This is a genomic window from Sulfidibacter corallicola (assembly GCF_017498545.1).
In the GTDB taxonomy this organism is placed as follows: Bacteria; Acidobacteriota; Holophagae; order Acanthopleuribacterales; family Acanthopleuribacteraceae; genus Sulfidibacter; species Sulfidibacter corallicola.
Genome location: NZ_CP071793.1, coordinates 7515642 through 7531900 on the forward strand (window position 1 = coordinate 7515642; position 16259 = coordinate 7531900).

12 protein-coding genes are annotated in these 16259 nt (G+C 61.1%); 10 read left to right on the top strand and 2 right to left on the bottom strand.

The genetic code is table 11. From position 1 onward, the window contains the following. Window positions 1-764: 764 nt before the first annotated feature. Window positions 765-1109 (bottom strand): hypothetical protein, encoded by a 345-nt coding sequence (locus tag J3U87_RS23115; RefSeq protein WP_237378143.1) that lies wholly within the window; start codon window positions 1107-1109, stop codon window positions 765-767. A 101-nt stretch (window positions 1110-1210) separates the two neighbouring features. Then, entirely contained in the window at window positions 1211-1729 is a 519-nt protein-coding gene (locus J3U87_RS23120; protein WP_237378144.1) for a hypothetical protein, read from the bottom strand. 531 nt (window positions 1730-2260) lie between these two features. Here J3U87_RS23120 and J3U87_RS23125 point away from each other — a divergent pair. The 10 genes from J3U87_RS23125 (at window position 2261) to J3U87_RS23170 (ending at window position 16257) form a co-directional block, all read left to right on the top strand. After that, window positions 2261-2719 carry a hypothetical protein gene (locus tag J3U87_RS23125; protein WP_237378145.1) on the top strand — a complete coding sequence of 153 codons (459 nt, stop codon included), beginning with the start codon at window positions 2261-2263 and terminating at the stop codon, window positions 2717-2719. Window positions 2720-2821: 102 nt separating this feature from the next. Next, a complete protein-coding gene (locus J3U87_RS23130; protein ID WP_272932409.1) occupies window positions 2822-3724 on the top strand; it encodes a P-loop NTPase in 903 nt (300 codons plus the stop codon). Continuing rightward, on the top strand, window positions 3721-4056 hold the full coding sequence (locus J3U87_RS23135) for a hypothetical protein (RefSeq protein WP_237378146.1): 336 nt from the start codon (window positions 3721-3723) through the stop codon (window positions 4054-4056). Before J3U87_RS23130 ends, J3U87_RS23135 begins: the two co-directional genes overlap by 4 nt. Before the next feature lie 1850 nt (window positions 4057-5906). After that, on the top strand, window positions 5907-7973 hold the full coding sequence (locus tag J3U87_RS23140; protein ID WP_237378147.1) for a universal stress protein: 2067 nt from the start codon (window positions 5907-5909) through the stop codon (window positions 7971-7973). A 100-nt stretch (window positions 7974-8073) separates the two neighbouring features. After that, a complete protein-coding gene (locus tag J3U87_RS23145; protein WP_237378148.1) occupies window positions 8074-10584 on the top strand; it encodes a cytochrome ubiquinol oxidase subunit I in 2511 nt (836 codons plus the stop codon). Between the two features lie 3 nt (window positions 10585-10587). After that, window positions 10588-11364 (top strand): c-type cytochrome, encoded by a 777-nt coding sequence (locus J3U87_RS23150; protein WP_237378149.1) that lies wholly within the window; start codon window positions 10588-10590, stop codon window positions 11362-11364. Further along, window positions 11364-13037, top strand: a complete 1674-nt coding sequence (locus J3U87_RS23155) for a c-type cytochrome (protein ID WP_237378150.1) — start codon at window positions 11364-11366, stop codon at window positions 13035-13037. Before J3U87_RS23150 ends, J3U87_RS23155 begins: the two co-directional genes overlap by 1 nt. After that, window positions 13037-13552: a hypothetical protein gene (locus tag J3U87_RS23160; RefSeq protein WP_237378151.1), complete on the top strand. Its 516-nt coding sequence runs from the start codon at window positions 13037-13039 to the stop codon at window positions 13550-13552. Before J3U87_RS23155 ends, J3U87_RS23160 begins: the two co-directional genes overlap by 1 nt. A gap of 133 nt (window positions 13553-13685) precedes the next feature. Next, a complete protein-coding gene (locus J3U87_RS23165) occupies window positions 13686-14393 on the top strand; it encodes a carboxypeptidase regulatory-like domain-containing protein (protein WP_237378152.1) in 708 nt (235 codons plus the stop codon). 100 nt (window positions 14394-14493) lie between these two features. Next, window positions 14494-16257 carry a cytochrome c oxidase subunit I gene (locus J3U87_RS23170; RefSeq protein ID WP_237378153.1) on the top strand — a complete coding sequence of 588 codons (1764 nt, stop codon included), beginning with the start codon at window positions 14494-14496 and terminating at the stop codon, window positions 16255-16257. Window positions 16258-16259: the final 2 nt, after the last annotated feature.

Below are 16259 nucleotides of genomic sequence, written 5' to 3' on the forward strand. Positions count from 1 at the left end.
ACGCTTGGAGATCGGTTCCCACGGAGGGCGCCGGGGCGTGTTCGACCCGGCCCCATCGGGTTGGGGGTGAATCGATCCCGGAATGAGTGGTTCGGACGGAGAGCTCTTTTGAGCGGAGGTTCAGGAACGGTTCGGACGCACGAAAACGGTACGCCCCGCGGTTGCCGGAGCCGATGATGCCCAAATACATGTTAAGAAAGTCGCCGTGAACGTTCCATCCAGGTGAAAGTCGCACCCAAAACCAAGGAAGCGTCATCCCAAAAAACGCCGGAAAAACATCATACCCCATCGGCGGTGGGTTTGGCGTGATTCTTTTGCAAGAGCGGTCGATCACCCGCAATCGAAGCGAATGACGTGAGTTTTCGGTAAGCTATTTATTTTCATGGGTTCGGCAGCTCGTGCTGCAGATGGAATTCCCGTTGGCGCTCTGCCGACGCTCGGTCCTGATGTTCGTGAAACGGGGTGAGTGTGATAATAGTCGCCGTGGAGAAATGTCGCCGAATTGAAAGTATCGTTTTCGAGGTTCTACATGGCTTCGCCAACTATGTGCCCATCCGGCGAATGGGCACGGTATCGGCCGTCAGGTCTCGGGTAATACCCAAAAGCGAGGAGTTCGGCCAAAGGCCGATTCGGTACCGGGCGATGGCGTTTGGGCATGTTTCCAAAAGTTGGCGATCAGGCGACAGGTATGGCTGTGAGTGTTGCGGCGTGTCGCTGCTGAAACCTGGGAGCCGACACCGTGGCCATCCGCGACGGATGGCCGCTCACATCCAACCGAAGACGAGAGGGTAGAGGGGAAGGGAGACGAGCGTGGCGAAGAGATTTCTTTTCAGGCTCTTGTCGAACGGCTGCCGGCGTCGGAGGCGAATGGCCACGTCCCGGAACAGGAGCGGCATGCAGGCGTATACCAGCCACATCATCGGGTAGGCGCCCGCCATGTATTCCTCACGTGTAAAGAGGGGCAGGGTTTGCCGTTCCGCGAGCCTGCCGGCGATGGGCATGGCCATGGAGAGGTAATAGATGATGGTGCTCCAGGTGGTCAAGCTGGGGCCGTTCCAGGTCCTCGGTTCGGACGAGTTGGTCAGGTATCGGTCTTTCGGGGTGGTCATCCCTGGCCTTCCCTTGGCATCGTTCGTGACACCGGTCGTTCGCGACACCGGTCGATCGCGACACCGGTCGATCGCGGCAGCGACCGACCGCGGTTCCCGATTCAGTGCACGGATTGATCCTCGCGTGCGGCCATGGCCGGGCCCCACGACTCGGGCGGGCAGTGTTCGAACACGTTCTGTCTGGCTTTGTTGACCCACGTCACCGCGTGGATCACACAGGCTTCCGAGGAAAGCGTCGACTCTTTGGAAGCGGTGAGTTGCCCGGCCTTGAGGGCCATGGTCAGGTAGGTCAGCCCGGTGAGGATTTCGACGGCCGGCAAAGCCCTGGCGAAGGATTCGATGAGCGCGCACGCGATCCCCAGACCGATGAACACGACGAAATGCACCGAGGCCAACACGAACTCTCGTAGGTGCTTATGAGATTTCCAGCGGCTGTGGTCGAGCAGGCACTTGACGCGCACTTCCTCGCCGTAGGCCTCGAAAAGGGCGCGCAGGCTGCCCTTCTCGTCGGAAGGCAGGGAGGGTGGTTCGGCGGGTGTCTCTTTCACATCGCGGTGGTGGAAATAGCCCGCGGCATAGGCGCAGACAGCACCAACAATCACAAACGCAATAATCAGCATAAGAAACTCCTTAGGCTAAAGGGTTTGTCGTTTTTTTATGATCTGGGGTTTTGTGAGGATTTAATTCTTTATTGTAACCCAACCCCCGCCGGAGATCAGGGGAAAGTTTTGTTTTTCAAGTGGGAAAGGGAGCGGAAGCCCCGTTTGTTCGCGACTTGGCCGGTTGGGGGGTCAGGCCCGCCCGGGATTTTCGCGCGGGCTGGAACTCGGTAGACGGCGGTCTTTTTGTCGTGTGGGGGTGGTGCGATGCCGCCGGACTTTTTGAGGGTGCGCGCGGGTTATCACCGGTAAATTCCCCGCTTCGGGGAATCTGGGTCCCGTCGGGGTCGGAGTTGCACATTCGGGGTTTGGGCGTTACTGAAGAAAAGTCACGAGTTTATAAGGTTGTCACGCTGGCATTTTTGCGTTATTGTTGGGTAAACCCCTAGAAAAGCACGTTCTTTTTTCAGAATGTTCAAAGCCGTTTCATTGCCGCATAGCGCGTCACTGTCGAATGATCGGTCGGCCGCGGCGGATCTACAAGGAGGTATTATGGATATCGTAGTACCGGGCATCTCGGGATTTATTGGCGTGCTGGTCATGACCCTTTTCCTGCGGCGTGCCAGATTTCTCCATTTGCCCGAGTCCCAGATGGTGCGCGCTATTGGCTCGATGATTACCAAAAATTACGACACCTCGTTGATTCCCGGAACGATTGTGCATTTCACCGTCGGTACTTTTTTCGGTTATGTGTATTGGTTCCTCTTACAGACGGCTCCTGAACAACAACACTGGCACACCATGGTCTATGTGGCGGCTTGCGGCATGATGGGATTGGTCCACGGATTGGTGGTCACCCTGTTCCTGGTGATCGCGGTTGCCCAGTATCACCCCGTGGAACGGTTCCAGAAATTGACCCCCAACGACATGGTGTCCCACGTCATCGCCCACTTGGCCTATGGGATCACGGTCGGTTTTTTTCTCAGTTCCCTGCCTGGCATGCTGGGATGAGTCTCGGCGCCGTGAATGCGGCGGCACCCGCCCGGTCGGACCTCGTGTTCCTCGCGCCGATCGGGTGAGATTCCGGCTGGTCTCGCCCGAGGGAGGTGGCACATGGCCAAACGGTATCGCGACATCGTCGGCGACGGAGGTTCCGACGTCGACGGCCAGCTCGAGCAACTGCGGCATCGCCTGAGTTCGCGCCTGGCTTCGATTCGCCACGTGGTCGCCGTCATGAGCGGCAAGGGCGGGGTGGGCAAGAGCACGCTCACCACCAATCTCGCCGCCGGATTGGCGATGAAGGGCCACGCGGTCGGCGTGGCCGATGCCGACATCTACGGGCCGTCCCTCGCGCGCATGCTCGGCGTCGCGGAACGACGGCCGAAACCGGGGCGCGACGGCGTGGCACCACCGCGAACGGTGTTGGACATCAAGGTCATGTCCATGGCACTCTTTCTGGAGGACGCGCAGGCGCCGGTCGTGTTCCGCGGCCCTTCGCGCGAGGCTTTCACCTGGAAGGGGATGCTGGAAATGCACGCCCTGCGCGAGTTTCTGGCCGACACCGACTGGGGCGAACTGGACTACCTGCTGATCGACCTGCCGCCGGGCACCAATCAATTCGCCACGCTTCACGATCTGATCCGTCCGGCCGGGAGTTTGGTGGTCAGCCTTCCCAACCGCCTGTCGCGAGAGGTGGTGGGGCGTTCGCTGGTTCTCGCGCGCCAGGTCTTGAAGGCCCCGATGCTGGGCGTGGTCGAGAACATGGCCGGTTATTTCTGCAACGGCTGCCTGTCGCGCCAGCCCCTGTTCGACCGGCAGGCGGAGGCGGACTACGACGGTTTGCCGATCTTGGGGCGGATTCCCTTCGATCCCAGGTTCGTGGACGCCTGCGATGCCGGACGTCCCTACCTGCTGGACTACGCCGATGCACCGCCGGGCCAGGATTTGATGGGCCTCTGCGACAGGCTGTGTGACCGGTTGGCGACGGTGGCGTCGGCAAAGGAGCCTTGCTTATGAAATTCCTGTGTGTGGAATGCGATGAACCCATGAAGTTCGATCAATTTGGCGGCATGGACGACGACGGTTCGCTTGCGGTGACCTTTCGTTGTCCCAGTTGCGAGTGGGGGGTGACGATGCTCACCAACCCGCAGGAGACCCAGATGGTGCGCAGCCTGGGCGTCCAGATCGGCAGCGAGCGGACGGCACCGGCCCCGATGGCGATGTTGCGCCAGTTCATGCCGTTCGACGCGCTGGACGGGGTGGATGGGGAGGCATCGCCGGTGGAGGCGTCCGCTTCCGGTGCTTCCAAGTGTCCCTTCGCCAAGATGATCAAAGACATGGACACCTGATCGGCGGTGGTTTCCCGGTGATGTGAAACGAGCGGGCGGTCGTCCCGGACCAATGCACGCGGAATGGCGCCGCGACCTCGAACGCATGCCCGGATGGGGGTGTTCCGGGCGAAACCACGCGGGATGGGTGCGCCGCCTCGAACGGGAGCTTGGATGGTGGGCGTGGCGGGGGAAACCACGCGGGATGGGTGCGCCGCGTTAGACGGGAGCTTGGATGGTGGGCGTCCCGGGGGAAACCACGCGGGATGGGTGCGCCGCCTCGAATGGGAGCTTGGATGGTGGGCGTGGCGGGGGAAACCACGCGGGATGGTGTGCCGCCTTAGACGGGAGCTTGGATGGTGGTCGTCCCGGGCCAATCCTGTAGGGATGGCCAACCGTATGTTTGGATGGCTATTGATAAAAACGCGCGCCTTTGGCGCGCCACCAGCAGGCGTCCTGAAGGGACGACACAGAACAGCGAAGGGTTAAGGAGCCAGAGGCGACGCAACCCTGGTTGATCGGGGTGCCCGAACACCAGCCCCAACGGGGCGGAACTATTCGGACCCTCGCGGAGTTGTCGCCATGTTCGAGGAGTCCTTCGTAGTCCCGCCCCTTCAGGGCTGGGGTCCGGGAACCCCAGGGAACCAGGGTTGCGTCGCCTTAGACGGGAGCTTGGATGGTGGGCGTCCCGGGCCAATCCTGTAGGGATGGCCAACCGTATGTTTGGATGGCTATTGATAAAAACGCGCGCCTTTGGCGCGCCACCAGCGGGCGTCCTGAAGGGACGACACAGAACAGCGAAGGGTTAAGGAGCCAGAGGCGACGCAACCCTGGTTGATCGGGGTGCCCGAATCCCAGCCCCAACGGGGCGGAACGACGGAGAACCTCTTGGAGTTCACGTCGTTTCCCCGAGATTCTTCGTAGACCCGCTCCTTCAGAGCTCGATGCGGGAACTCCCGACAACCAGGGTTGCGTCGCCTACGGCTCCTTAACCCTTCGCTGAAATGTGTGACCCTTACAGGGTCCCTGCTGGTTGCGGGCCAGAGGCCCGCGTTTTAAATAATTTGTGGTCCAAACATGGCGTTGGCCATCCCTCCAGGATTGGCCGCGAACGGAAATGATCCGGCCGTGCGGTTGATCGGGGAGTCGTGCATCCATGGTGTCGTGAAACGCCAGAGAGCGATCACCGATGGATGAAGGCGTGGCACCCGGGGCCATCCCTCCAGGATTGGCCGCGAACGGAAATGATCCGGCCGTGCGGTTGATCGGGGAGTCGTGCATCCATGGTGTCGTGAAACGCCAGAGAGCGATCACCCATGGATGAAGGCGTGGCACCCGGGGGCATCCCTCCAGGATTGGCCGCGAACGGAAATGATCCGGACATTGGGTAGATCGTGGGGGCAGGTGCATCCATGGGATCGTGAAACCCCAAAGGGATCGTGAAACCCCAAACGACGATCACCCAAACATAGTCCACACCTTTCGTCCATGCCGGCCCTTCGAAAGCGGCCGTCCATACCGGCCGTCCGCAACCGGCCCCCCGAAAGCGGCCCTCCGCAAATACCGGCACTGCCGCGGCTTTCACTTCACCGGGGAAACTCGAACCACCGCTGCGAACCGCGCACCGCGCCGGCCTGCCCTCCCGTGGCGACTGGAGGATAACTCTCCCGTCGGTAAGCTCAATGAAGTCAGCATTCATTCCTCGATACATTCACGGGGGCTCTCTTTTTTGAGGTGAATGGGGACACAAGGTTGTCTTTATTTTCGGAATGTTGCTTTTTCGTTAAGGGATGCTGTAAGATCTGTGGTGAAAATCCTTGTTTTGAAAAATTGAACCGTGGCTCAAAGACGAAAACCATAGGAGGTTTTCCATGGTGAAGTCTATCTATGTACCTGTCGATAATTCCGACTTTTCCAATCGTGCTGTAGAGATTGCAGTTAACTTGGGCGCCAAGACCGGCGCCAAGCTTACCGGCTCCCATGTTTACGCCGCGAGCATGCACGATTATCGCTTCAAGCAGATGGAATATACACTGCCTGAAGAATACCTCCAAGAACAGGAACTTGAACGCCAGCGAAAAATTCACGACAGCCTGATCACCATGGGGCTCGAGCTGATTTCCGACAGTTACCTCGACCAGATGGAAGCGGCCTGTCGCGACCGTGAACTGCCCTTCGAGCGCAAGATGATGGACGGCAAGCACTACACCGAAATCATCAAGGACATCGAGGCTTCGGACTACGACCTGACGATCATCGGCGCCCAGGGGATCGGCAAGGTCAAGGACAGCCAATTGGGTTCGGTCTGTGCCCAGGTGACCCGCGCGGTGAATCGCGACATGTGGGTCGTCAAGGAGTTCCGCACCAAGAAGTTGGCCCATCGCGACACCATCCTGGTGGCGATCGACGGCAGTCCGCTCTCCTTCGGCGGCCTCGTCACGGCCTTCGAATTGGCGCGGACACTCGACAAGAAGGTCGAACTGATCTCGGTCTACGATCCCTATCTCCATTACTCGGTGTTCAACGGCATCGTCGGCGTGCTCTCCCAAAAAGCCAAAAAAGTGTTTCGTTTCGAAGAGCAGAACCAGCTTCACGAAGAGATCATCGACACCGGCCTGGCCCAGATCTACCAATCGCACCTGAACGTGGCCGAATCCATCGCCGAGAACCACGGCGTCCCGGTGACCAAGACCCTGCTCGACGGAAAGGCCTTCCAGAAAATTCTCGATCACGTGCGCAAGACCGAGCCCTACCTGCTGATGCTGGGCCGGCTGGGTGTGCACAGCGAATCCGGCACGCCAGGACTGGGCAACGTCACCGACAACCTGCTGCGGCTCTGCCCCTGCGACGTGTACCTGTGCTCGCGGGTCGAGGTGCCCAAGTTGGATCAAAAGGCCGAGGAATCGATCGTGTGGACGCCCGAAGCCAAGGAACGCATGAACCGGGTGCCCTCCTTCGTGCGCGGCATCGCCCGAACCGGAATCCTGCGCATGGCGCTGGAACAGGGTCACAGCGTGATCACCTCCGACCTGATCACGGAGGCCATGGAACGCTACATGCCCAAGTACACCCGCCGGGTCACCGAGGATCTGGCCGAGAAATTGGCCATCGACTACGCCCAGGAGAACCGGGTCTCGGTGTGCCGCGCATGTGGCGTGGTCGCCAAGGTCGCCGATCCCGTCCAGTGTTCGGTGTGTGGCGCCACCGATTTCGACGTGGTCAGCGAGGAGATGGTGGCCCGCATCGCCGCGATGGAGGGCGGGGTCGAACCGGAAGACACCTACGACGGCCGCAAACTGAAGTGGAGCAAGGAGGCGCGCCTCGAATTGCGCGCCATCGAAGACAAGTACCAGATGCGCCGCGTCAAGGCGCGCGTCGAGAAGTCGGCGCGAATCAAACGCATCGACACGATCACCCTGGAACAGGTACGCACGATCATCGCCGAGGAACTGGGCAGCCTTCCGATCACGGTGTCGTCGGCGCGGAACTTGGCAGCGCACGCCGAAGCCCCAACGGAACCGGCCTCCGCCAATCGCGAGATTGGTCGCGACGACAGCGGCAACGCGCTCCTGTCCCGTCTCGACTGGGACGCGCAGGCCTTGGCTCGTTTGTTCCGCGTACCGGCCGGCTTCATGCGCGATCGGACCCAACTGAGGATCGAAGGCATCGCCGATCGCGATCGGGCCGAAACCATCACCCTCGCCATGGTGGAAGCGGGTCTGGAAGAAGGCCGCCAAATGATGGACGAGCTGCTCAGTGGCGGCGGAGATGCGGCCCTCGACGAAGTCATCGCCCAAATCAAATCCAGCGAACCCGCGACCTCGGCCGACATCCCCAAGGCCGTGTGTCCCTTCCATGCCGCACAGAAGCAAGCTGAAGAAAAAAAGGAAACTCCCGTCCTCAACGAGGTGGACAGTCTGCGGTACCCCACACCCTAAGCCGGACTGTCCGACTCATTCGCGCCGGATAGACCCTGTATCGATCGAGGAGCATGGGCGCATGAAAAGAACGGACTCTACCAGACGATGGATTTCATTTTTGGTCCTGGCACTCGTGATGTTGAGTGCGTGCGCGGTCTTTGCCCAGGTTCCGGAGGCCGGCGGCGAATACCGTCAGGTGGGCAAGTTTTCTTCGCGCAACATCGTGTGGATCGTGGCGCAGGTCAAACTGATGTTCGCCGCCTTCATTCTCGGTGTGCCCATGTTCGCCCTGATCATCGAGCTGATCGGGTTCCTCACCAAGGAGGAACGGTACGACCGCCTGGCCCGGGAATTCATCAAGCTCTCGTTGATCGGCTTCTCGGCCACCGCCGCCTTGGGCGGGCTGCTGCTGTTTCTGATCATCACCTTCTACCCGCGGTTCTGGAACTACATGGCCGGCGTCTTCAAACCCACCATGTGGATCTACCCGATCCTGTTCTTCTGTGAATCGTTCACGCTTTACCTGTACTGGTATGGCTGGGATTGGTTGAAGAGCGGCGGCCGCAAGGTGGTGCACCTGTTTTTGGGCCTGTTGCTGAACCTCTGGGGCACGGCATTGGTGTTCATGACCAACGCCTGGGCCACCTTCATGATGACGCCCAACGGCCTGGATCCCGAAACCGGGGTCGTGATCAGCGTCTGGGAGGCGATCAACAACGCCACCTGGCACCCCCTCAACATTCACCGCCTGATCGCCAACGCCGTGTTCGGCGGCGCCATCGCCGGCGCCTACGCCGCCTACAAGTTCCTGGTCGCCGAAAAGGACGAGGACCGCGCCTACTACGACTGGATGGGCTACGTGGGCAACATGGTCGCCGTCTCGGTCTTTCTGGTGCTGCCCTTCGCCGGCTACTGGCTGGGCAAGGAGATCTACGACCACAACCAGCAGATGGGCATCACGCTCATGGGCGGATTCCTGTCCTGGCTGTGGATCATTCAGGCGATCATGATCGGGATCCTGTTCCTCTCCGCCAATTTCTACCTATGGACCGGCATGGAGCGCATCGACGGTGCGGAGCGCTACAGCAAGTACATCAAGTACATGCTGTTCGTGCTCCTGGTGTGCGTCCTGGTCTGGTCGACCCCCCACTCGTTGGTCGCCAGCCTGGAAGAGGCGCGGCGCATGGGCGGCACCCACCACCCTCTACTCGGGGTGTTGGGCGTGATGTCGGCGAAGAACACCGCGGTCAACATCATGATCCTCACCACCTTCCTGAGCTTCATGCTGTATCGTCGCGGGAACAAAGAGGCGACGGTGAGCTGGCAGACCGCCGGCCTGACGATTCAGTGGGTCATCCTGGGGCTCGCCTCGGCCTGGGTCATCTACCTGGGCGTGCGCGGCTACTTCGTGGATGCGGCCACCCGCATCGGCTTCGCCCCGCAACAGGTGCTGGCCGTGCTGCTGGCGATCATCGCCTACACCGCCATCGATTTCCCGCTGTTCAAGAACGCCAAGCCGATGGGCTCGATCCATTGGGGTAAGATCCCGGAGCGTTCCCAGTACGCCCTGTTCCTGTTGGCCCTGACCTTCTGCTGGCTGATGGGCCTGATGGGCTACGCCCGCTCCGCGCTGCGCCAACACTGGCACGTGTACGGCGTCTATCGCGACACGTCCGCCGATGCCTTCCTGCCGACCCTGGGCCAGGCCTCGCTGCGGATCTCGCTGTCCGTGATCATCTTCGTGGTCATGATCAGTTTCATCTTCTGGCTGGGCGGTCTGGGCTCGATCAAGGAAGGTTTTTCGGGCATATCGCGGCGCGGGATCGCGGTCTTCGCCAAGATGGGTGCCTTCTGCATGGTGGTCATCGGCGGCTTTGTCTACTTCGCCAACTCGATTCCCCAGGTGGAACACCAGCCGCCGGTGGAGATCGGGGCCGACCAGGACGTCTGGTCCCTCGATCAGGCGACCGTGTCGGCCATGGGTGAAAAGCTGTTCTTCGGAAAGGGAACCTGCGGGCTCTGCCACGGTGTGGGCACCGCCGGACCGCGGGCGCCGGACCTCAAGGACGTGGCCAAGATCGCGGGCGAGCGGGTCGAGGGCGTGTCCGCCAACAAATACCTGGTCGATGCCCTGGTGGACCCCGGTGTCTTCCTGGTCGAGGGCTACGGCAACATCATGCCGCGCGTCGACAAGCCGCCGATCAACCTCACCCCCCAGGAACTGTACCTGGTGCTGGGGTACCTGCAGGGGCTCGGTGGCGGCGAGATCACGATCACCAAGGACGACATCCCCGGGTCGGACCAGGCCGCCGAGCCGAGCGACGAAGCGCCCAGCGGCGTGGTGATGCTGGGCAACGCCGAGCAGGGGCGGGACCTGTTCTTCGGGGCCGGTACCTGTTACGCCTGTCACCAGGTGGACGGCGAAGGCCAGGCGGTGGGACCGGACCTGTCCGAAATCGCGCGAATCAACACGGCGGCCTACATCTACGAATCCATCCTGGATCCCAACAAGGTGGTGGTTGGCGGCTATCCGCCGATCATGCCCGTGGGTTTCGGCGAAGCATTGGGAGGCAAGGATCTCAACGATCTGATGGCCTACCTCATGACCCTCGACGGATCGGGGAGGTGACCCATGCTGAAGCACCCGTTGTTCCAATTTTTCGTGTTGTTGATCGCTTCCTACCTGTTTTACACGCTCGGCATCCAAGTCCTCAGCAAGCCGATTCCCGCCACGCTCGTGAGCCAGTACATGGCGATCACGCTGGGCGTCCTGCTGCTGTACATGGCCACCGAAACCGAGCGCTGGGAGCGGTTCAAGTCACCGATCTACGAAGCCTTGATCGGGGCGACCGGCGTACATCGGATGCTGCGCAACGTCCTGTTCGTGCTCATCCCCCTGTTTGCGGGTTTCCAGACCTATCAGGCGGTCAAACCGCAGACGACGCCGCCGCCGCCGTTCCGCACGGTGCACCCGGCCAACCCGGAGTCGATCACGTTTCGCGGCGAGAGCTACGACCTGACCACGCTGACCAATCCCTTGCGCGCGGAGCCCGCAAAGTTCGACGAGCACCTGGAGGTGGGCAAGAAGGTCTACTACGAACGCTGCTTCTACTGTCATGGCGATACCTGGGCCGGCGACGGCCATTTCGCCAAGGGGTTCGTGCCGGCGCCGGCCAAGTTCACCGGCGACGCCACCTTGGCGATCCTGACCGAATCCTACGTGTTCTGGCGCATCGCCAAGGGCGGGCCCGGACTGCCGCGCGAGGCCACGCCGTGGAATTCGGCGATGCCCGCCTGGGAGGACCGGCTGACCGCCGACGAGATCTGGGCGGTGACCATGTACCTCTACGACGCCGTCGAAAAAGAACCGCGGACGGTCCTCAGCCAGACCGAATCGGGAGGGCACTGATGAACGGACCAACCCGAGTGCGACCCTTCGTGAGCTCCGCCCAGGCCGGAAAGGCCCGGCGAGGCCCGTTCCGGTCGATCTGTCGGCTCTCATGCGCCTTGATCCTGTTATTGGTGTCGGGGTGGACGTCGTCCCTGTTCGCCGCCGACGGCAAGGTCGTCTACGACAAGTACTGCACCCAGTGCCACGGCGACCAGGGCGACGGCCGGGGATACGCCGCCGATTTCGTGATCCCCAAGCCGCGCGACTTCACCACCGGTGTGTTCAAGTTCCGCAGTACCGGCTCCGAATACCTGCCCACCCGCGAGGATCTGGTCCGCGTGGTGCGCGACGGCATTCCCGGCACCAGCATGCCGGCCTTCTCCCACATCGGCCAGGCCGAAATCGACGCGGTGGTCGACTACCTGCCCAGCTTCTACCAGGACCGGCTCGAGCGCGACAAGGAAGACGGCTTCTGGCCGCCGAAGGTGATCGAGATGGGCGCACCGCCCAAGGTGACCGACGCGCTGATCGCCGAGGGCATGCAGGTCTACCTGTCCAGCGGTTGCGGCGACTGCCACGGTCACGACGGCCGGGCGGACGGTCCCTCCGCACCGGGTCTCGAGGACGATCTCGGCGATCCCATCAAGGCGGCCAATTTGGCTCAGTCCTGGCGGTTTCGCTCCGGCAACAGCCTGTCCGACATCTACAAGGCCTTTACCACCGGTATTTCGGGAACGCCGATGGCGTCCTTCGCCGATTCGCTGAAACCCGACCAGCGCTGGGCCCTGGCCGCCTACGTTCAAAGCCTGTCGACCCTGGCGGAGCCCGAACCCTCCTCGATTCTGATCGCCGGACGTGTCGAGGGCGACCTGCCCGAGTCACTCGACGATCCCCGTTGGGCCGATGCCCAAACCGCCTATTTTCCCCTGACGGCCCAAGTCATGTGGGAACCGATCAACATCAATCCGACCGTGTTGGGTGTGCACGTGCGCGGCCTGCACAACGACAGCGAGCTCACCCTGCTGTTGGAATGGGACGATCCCAGTTACAGCCTGGCCACCGAAGAGGAAGAAGAATCGGAAGAGGACGACTTTTTCGACGACGAGGAAGAGACGGTCGTGGCTCTCGACGACGGCTTCGCCATCCAGTTCCCGGCCGGTGAGGTCCAGTCCAACCAACGGCCCTATTTCGTGATGGGCGAAAGCGCTTCGCCGGCCAACCTATGGCGCTGGCGCAACCACGACGGCATCGCCCGTTCCGACGAAAAGAGCCCGCGCGAGGGCGACTGGCAAAATTACTTCGTGGCCTACGAGGGGTCACCTCTTCTCGCCAATCAACTGGCCAAGGGCCGTGAACAAACCTCGGAGATCACCGAAAGCGGGTTGTCGGGCACGATCCGGTATCGCAACGGCACCTACACGCTGCTGATCTCGCGGGATCTCAAGACCACCTCCGGCGACGTGATGCTCGATGTGGGGACCTTCATCCCCATCGCGTTCTGGGCCTGGGACGGTCACAACGAGGAAGAAGGCGCCAAGGGTTCGCTCAGTGCCTGGTATTACCTCCAATTGGAAGAGCCGCCCGACAGTTCGGTCTACCTCAAGTCCGCCGGCGCCGCGCTGCTCCTCGTCGTGCTGCAATTCATGGCGATGATCAGTGCCCGCAAGAAGCACCGAGGAGGCCTGTCCTGATGATGACCCTCGTCTGCTTTCTGTTGTTGCCCGCGTTCATGGGGGGCGACGCCGAACCCTTCCTCGAGAAGGGCGATACCCTGTGGGTCGGCCGCGGCATGGCCGAGGGATATCGGCTGACGTTTCTCAAACCCTTGACCGTCAAGAGCGTGCGCGTGCTCTTCATGAAAGAGGCGCGTGTCCGATTTCACGAAATCCCGGGTCGTCGTTTCTACCTGCGCACCGATTTCGGCGATGACTACGCCTTTCGGACCAATCCCCGCGACACCTATCCGTTCACCCCCGACCAATGGTCGGCCATCCAAGCGGGACGCATCCGGTTGGGCATGAGCAAATCGATGTTTCTCTGCATCATGCCCAAATCCGAGGAAATCCACGTGCAGCGGGACGCCGAAGGCCCCGTGGAACAGTGGATTTATCGCAAGGAACCGGTGCAGCTCTTTGGTGCCGGCCAGCAGAACCCACCCGTGGCCGTGTACTTTTTCCGCAACGAAGTACTGGTTTCCAAACTGTAGGCGCGGTAGTTTTGTAGGTGATATAATGCCTGAAATCAAAAGTTTAAATGGAAAGTTAACTTCAGTCGGTTGTTTTGTGGGGGCTGCCGGGGTCTCGCCACCACGAGGAACCGGCCTATCAAGGAGGTTCTCCGTGGCTAAGCAGATGATCAGTCTCGTAGTCCTATCGGTCCTGTTGGCGGCGCCGCTCGCGGCGGGTGAGGTCAGCGGCACGATCAAGTGGGAAGGCAAGGTTCCCAAGATGAAAGCGCTGCGTATGGATGCCGATCCGGTTTGCGCCAATCATCACCAGGAAGAACCGGCGCGTTCCGAAGTGCTGGTCTTGGGCGAAGGTCAAACGATGGCGAACGTGTTGGTTCGCGTGAAAAGCGGTCTCCCCGACAAGAAATGGGATCCGCCCAAGGAAGCCGCCGTGATGGATCAGAAAGGCTGCACCTACGTGCCCCACGTTTTGGCGGTCATGGTGAACCAGGACATCAAGATCCTGAATTCCGACGGTATTTTGCACAACGTCAACGTGCAGGCCAAGGTCAACCGGGGCTTCAACCTCGGCATGCCCAAGGGAACCACCGAAGCCGTCCGGAAATTTTCCCGCGCCGAGGACAAGATCGTTCTCAAGTGCAATGTCCATCCCTGGATGAAAGCCTATTTGGTCGTGCTGGATCATCCCTTCTTCTCGGTAACCGGCAAGGACGGTGCCTTCAAGATCGCCGATTTGGCGCCAGGCACCTATGAAATCGAAGCCTGGCACGAGAAGCTCGGTACCCAAACGGCCAAAGTGACCATCGGTTCCGACGGCGATTCCCAGACCGCGGACTTCACCTTCTCGCGGAACAAATGAGACGCCGTTTCGTTCGTGGGCCCGCGTCGCACCGTCGATGCGCGGCCCGAGACACTCGGCATCTCCGTTTCCGTGCTCCCCCCATCCTTTCGAGGTAGCCATGAATGATGTACATGCCCCCACGCACGATCACGATCCCGACCATGACCACGAATTAGGGTTCTGGCGCAAATATGTTTTCTCCGTAGACCACAAGGTGATCGGCATCCAATACGGGATCACCGCCCTGGTCTTCCTGTTCACCGGATTCTGCCTGGCGATGCTGATGCGTTGGCAATTGGCCTATCCCGGTGAGCCGCTTCCCATCATCGGCGGCCTGTTCAGCGAGGCGACCATGCCCAACGGGGTCATGTTGCCCGAGTTCTACAATTCACTGGGGGCGATGCACGGCACCATCATGGTGTTCTTGGGTATCGTTCCGCTGGCCGTCGGCGCCTTCGGCAACTACGTTCTGCCGCTTCAGATCGGGGCGCCGGACATGGCCTTCCCCAAGTTGAACATGGCCAGTTACTGGTGCTTCCTTGCGGGCGGGATCGTGATGTTGTGCAGCTTTCTGGCCCCCGGCGGCGCCGCCAATTCCGGGTGGACCGCCTACCCGCCGCTGGCCGACATCGCCACCACGGGCCAGACCGTCTGGCTGATCGCGATGGTGTTCCTGATTACCTCGTCGCTGCTGGGCTCGATCAATTTCATCGTGACCACGATCCAGCTTCGTGCCGAGGGATTGACCTTCTTCCGCATGCCCTTCTTCGTGTGGGCCCAGTTGGTGACGGCGTTCCTGCTGCTGTTGGCCTTTCCGCCGTTGGAAGCGGCCGCGGTGCTTCAGCTCATGGACCGCCTGGCCGACACCAGCTTCTTCCTGCCGTCCGGACTGGTGGTCGACGGCCAGCCGCTCGAGGTGGCCGGGGGCGGCAGTCCCTTGCTGTGGCAACACCTGTTCTGGTTCCTGGCCCACCCCGAGGTCTACGTCCTGATCCTGCCGGCGATGGGCATCGTGGCCGAGGTCATCGCCAACAACACCCGCAAACCCCTGTTCGGTTACCGCGGCATGGTGTACGCCACCTTGTTCCTGGGCTTCATGAGCTTCATGGTGTGGGCGCACCACATGTTCCTCACCGGGATGGGCACGTCCATCAGCGCCTTCTTCCAGGCGACGACCATGATCATCTCCATACCCTCGGTGATCATTCTGTCCAACCTGTTCATTTCCCTGTGGGGTGGATCCATTCGGTTTTCCATTCCGATGCTGTTCGCGCTCGGGTTCCTGCCGATGTTCGGTATCGGCGGCCTGACGGGCCTGCCGCTGGGCCTCACGGCGACCGACATTCCGCTGCACGACACCTACTACGTGATCGGCCACTTCCACTACGTGGTGGCGCCGGGCACCATCATGGCGCTGTTCGCGGGCATCTACTTCTGGTACCCCAAGATCACCGGACGCCACATGAACAAGACCTTGGGGCACATTCACTTTTGGGGAACCCTGGTTTGCATGAACGGCATTTTCTTCCCCATGCTCATTCAGGGCCTCAACGGGGTTTCTCGGCGCTTGTACGACGGCGGCGCCTCCTACGAATTCGCCGAACCCGTGCTCTACCTCAACAAGATCATGTCCCATTCGTCGTGGACGCTGGGCCTGTTCCAGTTCTTCTTCATCGTCAACTTCTTCATGTCCCTGCGCACGGGGGAACGCGCCGAAGAGAACCCCTGGCAGGCGACCACCCTCGACTGGCAGACCCCCACGCCGCCGCCCCACGGCAACTTCACCCAAACGCCCGTGGTTCATCACGGCCCCTACGAATACAGCCATCCCGATCTGAAACAAGGTGATTACCTGCCCCAAAACCTCGAGTTGGAGGCCTGAAG

What these genes read in the sequence shown, in the direction of transcription:
- J3U87_RS23115 (WP_237378143.1), bottom strand. Translation starts at nt 1,109, where the DNA reads ATGACCACCCCGAAAGACCGATACCTGACCAACTCGTCCGAACCGAGG.
- J3U87_RS23120 (WP_237378144.1), bottom strand. Translation starts at nt 1,729, where the DNA reads ATGCTGATTATTGCGTTTGTGATTGTTGGTGCTGTCTGCGCCTATGCC.
- J3U87_RS23125 (WP_237378145.1), top strand. Translation starts at nt 2,261, where the DNA reads ATGGATATCGTAGTACCGGGCATCTCGGGATTTATTGGCGTGCTGGTC.
- J3U87_RS23130 (WP_272932409.1), top strand. Translation starts at nt 2,822, where the DNA reads ATGGCCAAACGGTATCGCGACATCGTCGGCGACGGAGGTTCCGACGTC.
- J3U87_RS23135 (WP_237378146.1), top strand. Translation starts at nt 3,721, where the DNA reads ATGAAATTCCTGTGTGTGGAATGCGATGAACCCATGAAGTTCGATCAA.
- J3U87_RS23140 (WP_237378147.1), top strand. Translation starts at nt 5,907, where the DNA reads ATGGTGAAGTCTATCTATGTACCTGTCGATAATTCCGACTTTTCCAAT.
- J3U87_RS23150 (WP_237378149.1), top strand. Translation starts at nt 10,588, where the DNA reads ATGCTGAAGCACCCGTTGTTCCAATTTTTCGTGTTGTTGATCGCTTCC.
- J3U87_RS23155 (WP_237378150.1), top strand. Translation starts at nt 11,364, where the DNA reads ATGAACGGACCAACCCGAGTGCGACCCTTCGTGAGCTCCGCCCAGGCC.
- J3U87_RS23160 (WP_237378151.1), top strand. Translation starts at nt 13,037, where the DNA reads ATGATGACCCTCGTCTGCTTTCTGTTGTTGCCCGCGTTCATGGGGGGC.
- J3U87_RS23170 (WP_237378153.1), top strand. Translation starts at nt 14,494, where the DNA reads ATGAATGATGTACATGCCCCCACGCACGATCACGATCCCGACCATGAC.